Annotated in this window: 13 protein-coding genes; 4 read left to right on the top strand and 9 right to left on the bottom strand. The window is 35.8% G+C overall.

Annotated features, from left to right (window positions below; translation table 11 throughout):
- Positions 1-33 precede the first annotated feature (33 nt).
- The gene (locus tag A9D35_RS06505) at positions 34-513 is read left to right on the top strand and encodes an ankyrin repeat domain-containing protein (RefSeq protein ID WP_066220611.1); all 480 of its coding nucleotides are present in this window, start codon (positions 34-36) and stop codon (positions 511-513) included.
- Between the two features lie 206 nt (positions 514-719).
- Complete coding sequence (gene katG / locus A9D35_RS06495; protein WP_066220604.1) at positions 720-2,924, top strand: catalase/peroxidase HPI; 2,205 nt, start codon at positions 720-722, stop codon at positions 2,922-2,924.
- 204 nt (positions 2,925-3,128) lie between these two features.
- Here katG and A9D35_RS06490 read toward each other — a convergent pair whose 3' ends face one another.
- The 5 genes from A9D35_RS06490 to A9D35_RS06470 form a co-directional block, all read right to left on the bottom strand.
- Positions 3,129-3,386 (bottom strand): DUF6952 family protein, encoded by a 258-nt coding sequence (locus A9D35_RS06490; protein ID WP_066220601.1) that lies wholly within the window; start codon positions 3,384-3,386, stop codon positions 3,129-3,131.
- On the bottom strand, positions 3,367-3,681 hold the full coding sequence (locus A9D35_RS06485) for a thioredoxin family protein (RefSeq protein WP_066225877.1): 315 nt from the start codon (positions 3,679-3,681) through the stop codon (positions 3,367-3,369). Before A9D35_RS06485 ends, A9D35_RS06490 begins: the two co-directional genes overlap by 20 nt.
- An 86-nt stretch (positions 3,682-3,767) precedes the next feature.
- Positions 3,768-4,406: a peroxiredoxin gene (locus A9D35_RS06480; protein ID WP_066220598.1), complete on the bottom strand. Its 639-nt coding sequence runs from the start codon at positions 4,404-4,406 to the stop codon at positions 3,768-3,770.
- A 137-nt stretch (positions 4,407-4,543) separates the two neighbouring features.
- Positions 4,544-6,028 (bottom strand): Na+/H+ antiporter NhaC, encoded by a 1,485-nt coding sequence (nhaC, locus tag A9D35_RS06475; RefSeq protein WP_066220595.1) that lies wholly within the window; start codon positions 6,026-6,028, stop codon positions 4,544-4,546.
- A gap of 148 nt (positions 6,029-6,176) precedes the next feature.
- Positions 6,177-7,376: an aminotransferase class I/II-fold pyridoxal phosphate-dependent enzyme gene (locus A9D35_RS06470; protein WP_066220593.1), complete on the bottom strand. Its 1,200-nt coding sequence runs from the start codon at positions 7,374-7,376 to the stop codon at positions 6,177-6,179.
- A gap of 157 nt (positions 7,377-7,533) precedes the next feature.
- Between A9D35_RS06470 and A9D35_RS06465 the strand changes: the two genes are divergently transcribed.
- Positions 7,534-7,992: an Lrp/AsnC family transcriptional regulator gene (locus tag A9D35_RS06465; RefSeq protein WP_066220591.1), complete on the top strand. Its 459-nt coding sequence runs from the start codon at positions 7,534-7,536 to the stop codon at positions 7,990-7,992.
- A gap of 122 nt (positions 7,993-8,114) precedes the next feature.
- Complete coding sequence (lpdA, locus tag A9D35_RS06460; protein WP_066220588.1) at positions 8,115-9,515, top strand: dihydrolipoyl dehydrogenase; 1,401 nt, start codon at positions 8,115-8,117, stop codon at positions 9,513-9,515.
- Positions 9,516-9,815: 300 nt separating this feature from the next.
- Here lpdA and A9D35_RS06455 read toward each other — a convergent pair whose 3' ends face one another.
- From A9D35_RS06455 to A9D35_RS06445, 4 genes are all read right to left on the bottom strand, one after another.
- On the bottom strand, positions 9,816-10,229 hold the full coding sequence (locus A9D35_RS06455; protein ID WP_066220586.1) for a hypothetical protein: 414 nt from the start codon (positions 10,227-10,229) through the stop codon (positions 9,816-9,818).
- A gap of 219 nt (positions 10,230-10,448) precedes the next feature.
- Positions 10,449-11,057, bottom strand: a complete 609-nt coding sequence (locus tag A9D35_RS06450; protein ID WP_235817864.1) for a S1/P1 nuclease — start codon at positions 11,055-11,057, stop codon at positions 10,449-10,451.
- An 11-nt stretch (positions 11,058-11,068) separates the two neighbouring features.
- Positions 11,069-11,245 carry a hypothetical protein gene (locus A9D35_RS19175; RefSeq protein ID WP_235817863.1) on the bottom strand — a complete coding sequence of 59 codons (177 nt, stop codon included), beginning with the start codon at positions 11,243-11,245 and terminating at the stop codon, positions 11,069-11,071.
- Between the two features lie 22 nt (positions 11,246-11,267).
- Positions 11,268-12,620, bottom strand: coding sequence for a DEAD/DEAH box helicase (locus tag A9D35_RS06445; protein WP_066220583.1), 1,353 nt, complete (start codon positions 12,618-12,620; stop codon positions 11,268-11,270).
- Positions 12,621-12,636 lie beyond the last annotated feature (16 nt).

Here is a 12,636-nt window from a genome sequence, read left to right as displayed (position 1 = left end):
AAAACTTGCCCTTATTAATTTTAAATAAGAGATATGATAGATAAAGATAGTTTTTTCGGAGCCATCCAAGCGGGGAATCTTGTAGCGGTTAAAAGCGCATTGCAAACTACCCCAGAGCTTATACATGTAAAAGACGCTAGAGGATTCACGCCATTAGTATTAGCTTCTTATTTCGATAAGTTAGATATTGTAAAGTACTTGGTAGCACAACATGCCGATATAAATGCAGCAGACGCCTCGGGTAATACGCCACTTATTGGCGTGTCGTTTAAAGGGAGTGTGGTACTCGTTGAATATTTTTTAGAGCATGGTGCACAAATAGATCTGGCCAATATAAACGGAACAACAGCCTTAATTTTTGCTACCATGTATAATCAAATAGAGGTGGTGAAAGTTTTGTTGAAATATAATCCAAACACTCAAATTAAAGACAAAACAGGAAAAACTGCTTTGGCTTATGCTACAGAAAAGGAGTTTACTCAAATAGTGGAATTATTACAAGTTTTTAAATAATGGGTATCTGTTTTTAGAGAAGAAGTATTGAATTTGTAGTTGCTATTTTTAAAAGGGAACAAAAAGCTTATGAAGATTATCATCTAGATGTTTTGTCCTTTTTAACATTTTAATAAAAACGAACATCTTCGCTGTTAGTTTTGCAATATTTTGTGGAGTATTTTGTATTTTTAGAATATTGTAAATAATTAAATTATAGTGAAATGATGGATAGTAATAAACAATCAAACACATCTGGAGGAACATGTCCGTTTTCGGGAGGAGCACCTAAAGCGAGTGCTGGAGGAGGTTCTAGAAATCAAGATTGGTGGCCTAATAAATTAAATGTAAATATTTTACGTCAGCATGCTTCAAAATCGAACCCCATGGGTGAGAAATTTAATTATGCAGAAGCGTTTAAGAGCTTAGATTTAAAGGCTGTAAAACAGGATTTAACAGAATTAATGACAGATTCTCAAGATTGGTGGCCAGCAGATTTTGGACATTACGGTGGATTGTTTATTCGACTAGCATGGCATAGTGTAGGAACTTACAGAATTGGAGATGGTCGTGGTGGTGCAGGTTCGGGACAACAACGTTATGCTCCGCTTAATAGTTGGCCGGATAACGCAAGTTTAGATAAAGCAAGACGATTGCTTTGGCCGATAAAACAGAAATATGGTAAAAAGATTTCTTGGGCCGATTTGCTTGTGCTTTCGGGAAACGTTGCTTTAGAATCTATGGGTTTTAAAACTTTTGGTTTTGCAGGCGGAAGAGAAGATGTTTGGGAGCCGGAAGAAGATGTGTATTGGGGGTCAGAAAAAAATTGGCTAGAAGATAATCGCTATTCTGGAGAGCGCGATTTAGAAGATCCGTTAGCAGCTGTGGTTATGGGCTTAATTTATGTAGATCCAGAAGGGCCAAACGGAAATGGAGATCCTATTTCTGCAGCCAAAGATATTCGGGAAACCTTTAAGCGTATGGCTATGAACGATGAAGAAACAGTGGCTTTAATAGCAGGTGGGCATACCTTTGGTAAAACGCATGGTGCAGCAAATCCGGGAGAATATGTAGGAGCAGAGCCAGAAGCAGCACCTATTGAAGATCAGGGTTTTGGTTGGAAAAATAGCTTTGGTACAGGAGCTGGTGCAGATTGTATTACGGGCGGACCAGAAGTTATTTGGTCGCAAACCCCAACAAAATGGAGTAATTATTTCTTTGAAAATTTATTCGGATATGAATGGGAAATGACCAAAAGTCCGGCGGGAGCAAAACAATGGGAAGCTAAAAATGCAGAAGCTACAATTCCCGATGCTTACAACCCTACGATAAAACATAAGCCAAGAATGTTAACCACAGATTTGTCTTTGCGTTTCGATCCTGAATACGAAAAAATATCTAAACGATTTTTAGAAAACCCAGATCAATTTGCCGATGCATTTGCACGCGCTTGGTATAAATTAACACACCGAGATATGGGACCTCGTGATTTGTATTTAGGAAATGAAGTCCCTCAAGAAGAATTGATTTGGCAAGATCCAATACCAAAAGTAGATCACCCTTTAATAACAATTCACGGTACCCAAATTTTAAAAGATAAAATAGTAAATTCTGGTTTAAGCGTATCAGAACTAGTGTCTACAGCTTGGGCTTCGGCATCAACATTTAGAGGTTCAGATAAGCGTGGTGGTGCAAATGGTGCTCGTATACGATTAGCACCTCAAAAAGATTGGGAGGTAAATAAACCAGAGCAATTGCAAAAGGTTTTGACTGTTCTTGAAGGTATTCAACAGGAATTTAATGATGGAGGGTCTAAAGTGTCTCTAGCCGATTTAATTGTTTTGGCAGGATGTGTTGGTATAGAAATGGCAGCTAAAAAGGCAGGGTTTTCTGGCCATGTGCCCTTTAAACCAGGTAGAATGGATGCTTCTCAAGAACAAACCGATGTCGATTCGTTTACCTATTTAGAACCTTATGCCGACGGTTTTAGAAATTATAGAAAAACAAAATTTGACGTGTCTACAGAATCTTTATTAATAGATAAGGCACAATTATTAACCTTAAGTGTACCACAATTAACGGTGTTAATAGGAGGTATGCGTGTTTTAAATACCAATTGGGATGATTCTAAACATGGGGTATTTACAAACAATCCAGAAGCTTTAACTAACGACTTTTTTGTGAATTTATTAGATATGAAAACGGTTTGGACACCTGTTTCAGAAAAAGAAGGTCTTTACGAAGGTAGAAATAGAACGACTGGTGAATTAGAATGGACAGGAACACGTGCCGATTTAATTTTTGGTTCTAATTCTGAATTACGAGCTATTGCAGAAGTATATGCTTGTGCAGATTCTAAATCGAAATTTGTAAACGATTTTATTTTAGCTTGGGATAAAGTGATGAATTTAGATCGATTTGATTTAAAATAGTATTTTTTCAAATGTTGGCCAAGGAATCAGCTTTATGGAGTATATTATAATCTGCAAAGCTGTTTTCTTCTTTATTAAAATTTGGTTCAGATGTAAATCAGAATAAAATCAATTTTAAGCGTTGTTGAACAAAAAATACATGAAATAAAAATCCCCTTATCAGCAGTTGGTAAGGGGATTTTTATTTGAAATTAGGTAAGGTTTTTATTTATCAATAGAACCTAAAACACGTTTCATAAAGGTATTTAAAGCTTCCTTTTGTGGTGTACCTTCTTTTATCATTTTATTCACTTCAATTGCACCATACATATTAGAGATTAATTCTCCAATAACATCTAATTCTTCGTCTTTTAATGACGATACTTCTGTTAGTGCCTCTAAAGTTTCAATAGTTTCGTTTACGAAATCTTCGTCGTTCTCCTCAATAAATTGAGTAAGGTGTTTAATTACTGGTAACTTCATTTACTAAATCTTTTAAAAGATCAAACTTATTTGTTTGTACCTGATTTACGAATTCACCTTTTTTAAATGTAGCAAAAGTTGGTAAGTTATCAACATTCGCTAATTTTCTAGATTCTGTAAATTTTTCAGCATCAGCAATAACGAAAGTAATGTTTTCGTTTTCGGTAGCTAATTTTTTGAATTTTGGTTTCATAATTCTGCAATTACCACACCAAGTTGCTGAATATTGTACCACAACAGTATCGTTGTTTGCAACAATATCGTTTAAATTATCTTGTTCTAATTCTTGTACCATATCTTTAAGGTTAAATAATTTAAATTCCAGACTCCAATCCAATTCTTTTTAGAATCTGGAATTTTAAATTTGGTAAATACTAGGGTTTAGTGTGTTGCTAAATAAGACGCTGTGTCTTTAGCATTAGCTTGCATAGCATCTTTTCCTTCTTCCCAGTTTGCTGGACAAACTTCACCTTTTTCTTGTACGTGAGTTAAAGCATCAACTAAACGTAAATATTCTCCAACATTTCTACCTAAAGGCATGTTGTTAATACTTTCGTGTTGTACAATACCATCTTCGTCAATAATATAAGTAGCTCTGTAAGTTACATTATCACCTTCTACAAGTACAACACCTGTTTCTTCGTTAAAAGTTTCGTTAGTAATATCTAAGATACCTAAAGTAGATGCTAGGTTTCTGTTAGAATCTGCTAAAATTGGGTAAGTTACGCCTTCAATTCCGCCGTTGTCTTTTGCAGTACTTAACCATGCAAAGTGTACTTCTGGAGTGTCGCAAGATGCACCAATTACAATGGTATTTCTTTTTTCGAATTCTTTAACTGCTGCTTGGAATGCGTGTAATTCTGTTGGGCATACAAAAGTGAAATCTTTTGGGTACCAAAATAAAACTACTTTTTTCTTATTGTTAACTGCTTCTTCAAGAACGTTTACTTTAAAAGTATCGCCCATATCGTTCATTGCGTCAACGTTTAAATCTGGAAATTTTTTACCTACAAATGCCATAATATATGTGTTTTTTGTTATTAATTTTCTTCTGCAAATATATGGCACTATATAGATTTATAATGTGAATTAAATTCTAAAATTTTATGGTTGTATAAGATTTTTTTATGATAAAAAATAAGAACGATAGATTTGTGTTATTTGTCGCCGAGTTGCTTGATTTTAATACGAAAGGCCGCAAATAACAAGGTGGTAAACGGACTTAAATAATTAAAAAAGGCATACCCCGCATACGACCAAGTGTCTACTCCTAAAACACTACTTTGGTAGGCACCACAGGTATTCCAGGGCACTAATACCGAGGTTACGGTTCCTGAATCTTCAAGTGTTCTACTTAGATTCTCTGGCGCAAGTCCCTTGTCCTCAAAAGCTTTCTTGTACATTCTTCCCGGGATTACAATTGCTAAGTACTGATCGCTGGCAATGGCATTTAATCCAATACAACTTATAACAGTACTTGCAAACAAACCGAATACAGAATCGAAAAGACCAAGAACAGCTTTACTAATTCTGGCTAAGGCCCCAATAGCATCCATAATACCTCCAAAAACCATAGCACAAACAATTAGCCAAATGGTTCCTAGCATACCGTACATGCCTCCCGACGAGAATAAATCGTTTAATTCTTTGCTAGACGTAGCGATAGAAGTATCTACCGTTATCGCAGTCATTACACCTTTATATGCCGAAAGAAAATTGAGTTCTGTTGCTCCTGTAATTTGTTTAACAATTTCTGGTTGAAATATTAATGCAAATATACCTCCTAAAAGGGTTCCTACAAGAAGGGCAGGAAGTGGCGGAGCCTTCTTAATAATCATAAAAATAACTAATACGGGCACAAGGAATAACCAAGGCGAAATATTAAATGCCTCATCTATAGATGCTAACATTGCAGAGGTGTCTGTAGTACCATGAACATCTAGCGACAAACTTATAATGACAAAGAGTATTAGGGTTACAACAAGGGTGGGTATGGTTGTATAGGTCATGTACTTTATATGCGAAAATAATTCACCTCCAGCCATGGCTGGCGCAAGATTGGTGGTGTCGCTTAAGGGCGACATTTTATCTCCAAAATATGCTCCAGAAATTACGGCTCCAGCAGTCATTCCGGGCGAAATTCCTAAAGCATTTCCTATACCAACTAGTGCAATACCAACGGTAGCAGAGGTTGTCCAACTACTTCCGGTAGCAATAGATATTATGGCACAAATTATAACACAGGCGGGTAAGAAAATTGTGGGATTTAATATTTGTAATCCGTAGTAAATCATCGAGGGGATAATACCACTAATAAGCCAAGTTCCTGCCAGCGATCCTACAAATAATAATATCAGTAAAGCTCCTGTAGTCGATTTAATATTCTGAGCAACTTCCTCTAGCATTTGGTCGTAGCTTACCTTGTTTAGAAATCCAACAATGGCGGCAACGGCGGCACCAAGTAATAAAATAAACTGATTACTCCCACTTAAAGCATCGTCGCCAAAGGCATATTTTACATTGTAAAATAACATGATTACTAAGGCTAAAACAGGAATTAAAGCTTCCCAAATGCTTAGTTCTCTGTTTTCTACAATAGGATCGTCTTGTGGTGTTTCAGGCTTAATGTCTTGGCTTTCCATAGGGAATTGTTACGTTTAGAATTATATTTGTAATGTTACGATTTTAGATGCTTTTCTGCAAATGAAGAAATTTAGGCCTATTGCAAACTTCTAGAAACAAAAAAAACACCTCTTATCGGGAGGTGTTTCTGTTTAAAAATATATATAGTTACAAAATGGATAACGATTTCATGCATTCATGCATCATGGTATACGTACGTTCTATATCGGCATCTAGGCCAATTGAAAAACGAATAAGCCCGTCGGTTAATCCCATCGCTTTTTGTTCGTCTTCTGGGATTTCGGAAGATGTTGAACTTCCTGGTGCAGAAAATAAAGTTTTATAAAACCCTAAGCTTACAGCCAAATATCCTAAGTTTTTGTGTTGCATCAGCTCCATCAAAGCGTTTGCTTTTTCAATAGAACCCACGTCTATAGTTAGCATGCCTCCATAACCATATTGTGCATTCATCATGTTTTTAAATATGTTGTGAGACGGATGTGAAGCTAATCCTGGATACACCGTTTTTAAACCATCGGCTTCAAATTTTTCAGCGAGATACAATGCGTTTTTACTGTGTTGCTGCATACGAATATGTAGCGTTCGGAGGTTTTTTAGTACCGAGGCAGATCGCATACTATCCATAGTCGATCCTAATAACATAGCGGCTCCATCATTCACATTTCGTAATTGATCTATAAACTCTTGTGTACCACAAACAACACCTCCAACGGTATCGCTACTCCCGTTAATAAATTTTGTTAAGCTATGAATTACCACATCGGCACCTAATTTGGCCGGCGAAATGCTTAAAGGAGAGAAGGTGTTATCTACCACTAATTGTAAGTTGTGTTTTTTTGCAAGTTTGGCCAAACCTTCAATATCGGCTACTTCTAAAAGCGGATTGCTTACACACTCACAAAAAATCATTTTGGTATTGGGTGTAATGGCAGCTTCAACCACATCCAATTTTGTAATGTCTACAAATGTTGTGTCAATATTGAACCGAGGTGTGAAGTTTTTCAAGAAAGCATAGGTTCCTCCATAAATAGTTCTGCTCGATACAATATGATCGCCTGCACTGCAGTTTTGAAGTAAAACGGAAGTAATTGCACCCATACCAGAGGCGTAAACATTTGCTGTTTCGGTACCTTCCATAGCCGCCAAAGCTTCTCCTAAGTAAAGATTAGAAGGTGAGGAGTGGCGAGAATATAAATAACACCCTTCGGCATTACCTTCAAAGGTGTCGAACATGGTTTTTGCCGAGATAAAGGTATAGGTTGAAGAGTCTGAAATAGACGGATTCACACCTCCAAATTCGCCAAAATATTGTAAATCTTGTATGTTGTTCGCGGGTTTAAAAGCCATAATTTGTATTTATTTTATTAATCAAAATTGATAATAATTAGATTGATAATCAATGGTTGTCGATTAATTTAGATTTATTATCTAATATAATTTAAATTAATAGTTTAAATTTTGAATTTAACTTAAATTTATTCCTATTAATAGAAAATCTATCACTATGACTTTTGATGCCATCGATAAACAACTCATTAAATTACTTCAAACAGATAGTAAACAAACCAATAAAGCCCTGTCAAGGCAATTAAATTTATCGGTAACAGCCGTTTACGAACGCATTAAGAAATTAGAACAACAAGGTGTTGTAGGCAAGTATGTGGCTTTGGTTAATAAGGACAAAGTTCAGAAATCGTTTGTTGCTTTTTGCCATATAAAACTGGAAAAGCACAGTCAAGATTATGTCGTGCAATTTGAGAAGGAAGTAACCAATTTAAACGAAGTTATGGAATGTTATCACATTAGTGGCGATTATGATTACTTGCTAAAAGTGTTGGTGACAGATATGGTAGCCTTTCGAGAATTTATGGTGAATAAACTCACAACGATTAATCATATAGGAAGTACACACAGTATGTTTGTTATTAACGAGGTGAAACACAGCACAATTATCCCCGTTTAACTCGGTTAAGGATTGACGAATTCTCAAAAAAAAGCCTAAAATTTTAATAATGTTGACTTACTTAACCTTTCTAAATTTGTATTTTTGTTAACCATTACAATGAAAGAACCAAAAAATACCTTATGAATTCATACGATGTAGCCGTTATCGGCTCAGGGCCTGGAGGATATGTAGCAGCGATTCGTTGCGCACAACTAGGCATGAAAACTGCAATTATAGAAAAATACGCAACACTTGGAGGAACCTGTTTAAATGTAGGCTGTATTCCTAGTAAAGCCTTACTAGATTCGTCTCACCATTACGAAGATGCGATTAAGCATTTTGAAGAGCACGGTATTGAAATTCCAGGCGATGTTAAAGTAAATTTAGAAAAAATGATTGCGCGTAAGCAATCGGTGGTCGATCAAACTACTGGAGGGATTGACTTTTTAATGAAGAAAAACAACATAGATGTGTACCAAGGTGTAGGAGCGTTTAAAGATGCTACTCACATTACAATTTCAGGAGAAGAATCTACCGAAATTGAAGCTAAAAACACAATTATAGCAACAGGAAGTAAACCGTCTAGTTTACCATTTATCAATATCGATAAAGAGCGTATTATTACCTCTACCGAAGCTTTAAAACTTAAAGAAATCCCTAAACATTTAATCGTAATTGGTGGAGGTGTTATTGGTTTAGAATTGGGTCAAGTATACAAACGTTTAGGAGCAGAGGTTTCTGTTGTAGAATATATGGACCGAATTATTCCTACTATGGACGCTGGTTTGTCTAAAGAACTTAATAAAGTTTTAAAGAAGCAAAAATTCAAAATGAATGTGTCTCACAAAGTAAAATCTGTGGAGCGTGTTGGTGATGAAGTTATAGTAAAAGCAGACAATAAAAAAGGAGAGGAAGTAGAGTTTAAAGGAGATTACTGCTTAGTATCTGTTGGACGTCGTCCATACACAGATGGTTTAAATGCCGAAGCTGCCGGAGTTAAACTTACAGACCGCGGACAAATTGAAGTAAACGATCATTTACAAACAAGTGCTTCTAACATTTACGCTATTGGTGATGTTGTAAAAGGTGCGATGTTAGCGCATAAAGCTGAAGAAGAAGGTGTATTTGTTGCCGAAACTTTGGCCGGACAAAAGCCACATATCGATTATAACTTAATTCCAGGTGTAGTTTACACTTGGCCAGAAGTTGCTACTGTAGGTAAATCTGAGGAGCAATTAAAAGAAGCAGGTGTAGAATACAAAGTAGGATCGTTCCCAATGCGTGCTTTAGGTAGAAGTCGAGCTAGTATGGATTTAGATGGATTTGTAAAAATTCTAGCAGATAAAACTACCGATGAAATTTTAGGTGTACATATGGTTGGTGCTCGTGCTGCCGATATGATTGCTGAAGCCGTTGTAGCAATGGAGTACAGAGCAAGTGCCGAAGATGTGTCTAGAATGTCTCACGCACACCCTACATTTACTGAAGCGATTAAAGAAGCGGCTTTAGCTGCAACCGGAGATCGTGCTTTACATGTTTAAAACACAGATTTAAATTATATTTAGAAAAGGTCGTCTAAAAAGTTGAGTTTTCGTCAACCTGAATTTATTTCAGGTTCTCACATATTTGGTTTTCAATATGAGGAGATTCTGAAATAAATTCAGAATGATGTATTTTCATACTTTTTAGGCGGCTTTTTTTTTATAGGGAAAGAAATTTTTCTGGTCACGACCTTTAAAAGCATTAATGGAAATAAGTTGGAAAAATGGTTCTTATTTGCCTTCTTGTTTGTTGCATGACAGGAAATCTATTGTTTTATAAAAGACCCGTTGTTTAAGTAATTATAAGCTAGCCATTTTTATTGGCTTGCCATCTTTTAATTTGTGATGTTGTTTTACGAGTGTATTTGCCCATTGTTTTGCGTCGGAAATAACGTCGAAAGTTTCGCAAGGTTTATCTAAAAACATGCGTTCTATTTTAACGTTACTTAGCGCTAAAGGGATGTTAGATACAATAGCGAATCCTATTAGGTTTTTAATTTTAGAGGTTTCTAAATATATTGCAGGATCTACCGAGTAAGAATTTTTTCTATTTGTAATATATACAAATGGTGAGTCTTTATAATATGTGTTGGCAATTTGAAGTAAGATGTTATTCAAATCTTTAGTAATTGTAATACCTTCATTCATTTGTGCAAAAACATATTTTTCGTATAGTTTAAGCGTTCCAAATTCATTTGTAATTAACCGTTTCATCGTCATTCCAAAAAATTAAAAAATTGTTTCCTATTTTTATTTGGGGATGCAAAAGTATGAATATAAAATAGTTAGCGTGCTCTATTTTTAAAATATTAGCTGTATTTACCGTTATCTTCGCTTAACGGTAATCGGTTACAATTTATTTTTGAAACTACTTGAAATAAAAAAGGCGATGTAGATATCTACACCGCCAACATATATTATTATAATTCAGGATTAAAATATATCGTTTAGAATTTTAGCCAAACGGATTCCTCCTTTTTGAAGCTGAGTTCGTGCTGTTGTAAAATGTAGGTAGGCATATTTATAACTTAAGTTGTCATTAGCCTGTACATCCTTATAAATATCGTTGGCCAAAACGTGAGATTCGTTTACCCAATCTGTAATACTGCCTTCTTGTATGGCTTTTACTTGAGCTTTGGTTAAGGCATCGGCATTTTCAGCTAATTCGGTATAACTCATATTATACCCGTTAATCATGTCGCTATCCCAAACACGATGTAAGTTTGTACTTTTGCCCATCCATTTTACTTTAATGTCGTTTCCGCCTTTATCTTCTTCTAAACCGACATGTAAAGGTTGGTGGATATCGCCTATTAAATGAATTAATAATTTTAAATAAAAAGCTTTGTCAGCATCGCTAGCATTTTTGTCTTTAAGCACTTGAATGCAGTATTCTGATCCCGTTACGATGTCACCCTCTGGATTTTTAGTGGAAGCTTCATACGTTTCATTTGCTTTCATATTTACGAAGTGCCAAGCATAGAATTTTTTATATCGGTCATCCGATTTTATTTCATCTCCGTAAGTCGATACAAAGGCCAACGTATGTCTGTTTAATAGTTTGCTAACGGCGCGTTTTGTACTTCTTTTAAATAAGAATCTGCAATTTTTCCTACTGTTCTATGTCCCGTAGGACCCCATTCTGGAGCAGAACTAGGTAGAGCGTTGGCATGCGTAGGTTGCAGTAAAAATAGACTAAAACAAAGTAGTAGAATATAGTTAAGTTTCATAGGGGGAAATGTAAAATAGTTGTTATTTCTTTTTATTGCGTTTATTATAATTTTTATCGCCTCGCGTTTTAGGCTTTTTGTATTTTTTAGCAATTTCACGACGGTAAGATCCGCCTAAGTTTTCTTTGCTATTTTTTTCTTTCTTTTCATGAAATGCAGGACCAGGAGCATCTTCATCTCGGCGTTTTAAGGGATTATATCGTTCCTTTATTTTATCACGCTCTTCTTCTAATAATTCGGTAGAAATGACAATGTCTTCTGGAATTTCTTTTAAAGGAATTTCCATTTTCATTAGGGTTTCAATACGCTCAACGGCTTCTGCTTCCTTTTTAGTAGAAAACAAAATGGCATGGCCTTCGCGTTCGGCACGTCCGGTTCTACCAATTCTATGGATGTAATTTTCAGGGAAATCTGGAGTATCGAAGTTAATAACATGCGATACATTATCTATGTCTAATCCGCGGGCCATAACATCGGTAGCAACAAGTATACGATTGTCTCCGTTTCTGAATTGTTCTATACTTCGAAGTCGGTAATTTTGTGTTTTATTGGAGTGAATCACACAACTTTCCTCGCTAAAAGTTTCGTCTAAAGCTTCAAATAGCCGGTCGGCCATTTTTTTAAGCGCCACAAAAATCAATACTTTATTAAAAGCTTCTTTATCTTGAAGCATAGCGTTTAGCAGGTTGACTTTGGTGTGAAAGTTGGGTAAATTGTAACGTTCTTGTCGAATATTCTCTAAAGGTGTTCCTGAAACTGCTATAGAAACACGTTCTGGAGTTATAAAAAAATCGTTGATTAAGGCATCGACATCTTGTGTCATGGTGGCCGAAAACATGATGTTCTGGCGACGTTCTGGAAGGATATCGAAAATATTAATTAACTGATGTCTAAACCCTAAATCTAGCATAACATCTACTTCATCAATCACTAACTTTTGAATCGATTTTAATTTTAAAACACGACTTACAGCCAAATCATATAAACGTCCAGGAGTGGCTACCAATATATCGATGCCTTGTGCAACCTGTTGTTTTTGGGTGTTTATATTGGTGCCACCATATACGCCTAAAATGCGGGTATTAATGTATTTAGAAAGTTTTTCAATTTCATCGACCACCTGCACAACCAATTCTCGAGTTGGAACCAAAACCAAAATTCTTGGTGCTTCTTGTTTAGAGAATTTTAGTTCTTTAAGAATAGGAAGCATGTAGGCAAAGGTTTTTCCTGTACCTGTTTGTGCAATACCAACGACATCTTTACCAGAGCTAACCACACTAAAAGCCTCGGCTTGAATAGGGGTTGGCGTAGTAAAGCCTAGATCGTCTAGAGCGTTGTAAAGTGGGGTGTTTAAATTTAAATTTTGAAAAGTCACTTATAGTAATTTAGGC

Origin of the sequence: Formosa haliotis (assembly GCF_001685485.1) — a bacterium.
GTDB lineage: Bacteria > Bacteroidota > Bacteroidia > Flavobacteriales > Flavobacteriaceae > Formosa > Formosa haliotis.
Note: the sequence above shows the minus strand (reverse complement) of the source record. Positions and strands in the feature narration are given on the sequence as shown.

Coding starts and splice junctions, on each gene's coding strand:
- A9D35_RS06505 (WP_066220611.1), top strand. CDS start 34: ATGATAGATAAAGATAGTTTTTTCGGAGCCATCCAAGCGGGGAATCTT.
- katG (WP_066220604.1), top strand. CDS start 720: ATGGATAGTAATAAACAATCAAACACATCTGGAGGAACATGTCCGTTT.
- A9D35_RS06490 (WP_066220601.1), bottom strand. CDS start 3,386: ATGAAGTTACCAGTAATTAAACACCTTACTCAATTTATTGAGGAGAAC.
- A9D35_RS06485 (WP_066225877.1), bottom strand. CDS start 3,681: ATGGTACAAGAATTAGAACAAGATAATTTAAACGATATTGTTGCAAAC.
- A9D35_RS06480 (WP_066220598.1), bottom strand. CDS start 4,406: ATGGCATTTGTAGGTAAAAAATTTCCAGATTTAAACGTTGACGCAATG.
- nhaC (WP_066220595.1), bottom strand. CDS start 6,028: ATGGAAAGCCAAGACATTAAGCCTGAAACACCACAAGACGATCCTATT.
- A9D35_RS06470 (WP_066220593.1), bottom strand. CDS start 7,376: ATGGCTTTTAAACCCGCGAACAACATACAAGATTTACAATATTTTGGC.
- A9D35_RS06465 (WP_066220591.1), top strand. CDS start 7,534: ATGACTTTTGATGCCATCGATAAACAACTCATTAAATTACTTCAAACA.
- lpdA (WP_066220588.1), top strand. CDS start 8,115: ATGAATTCATACGATGTAGCCGTTATCGGCTCAGGGCCTGGAGGATAT.
- A9D35_RS06455 (WP_066220586.1), bottom strand. CDS start 10,229: ATGAAACGGTTAATTACAAATGAATTTGGAACGCTTAAACTATACGAA.
- A9D35_RS19175 (WP_235817863.1), bottom strand. CDS start 11,245: ATGAAACTTAACTATATTCTACTACTTTGTTTTAGTCTATTTTTACTG.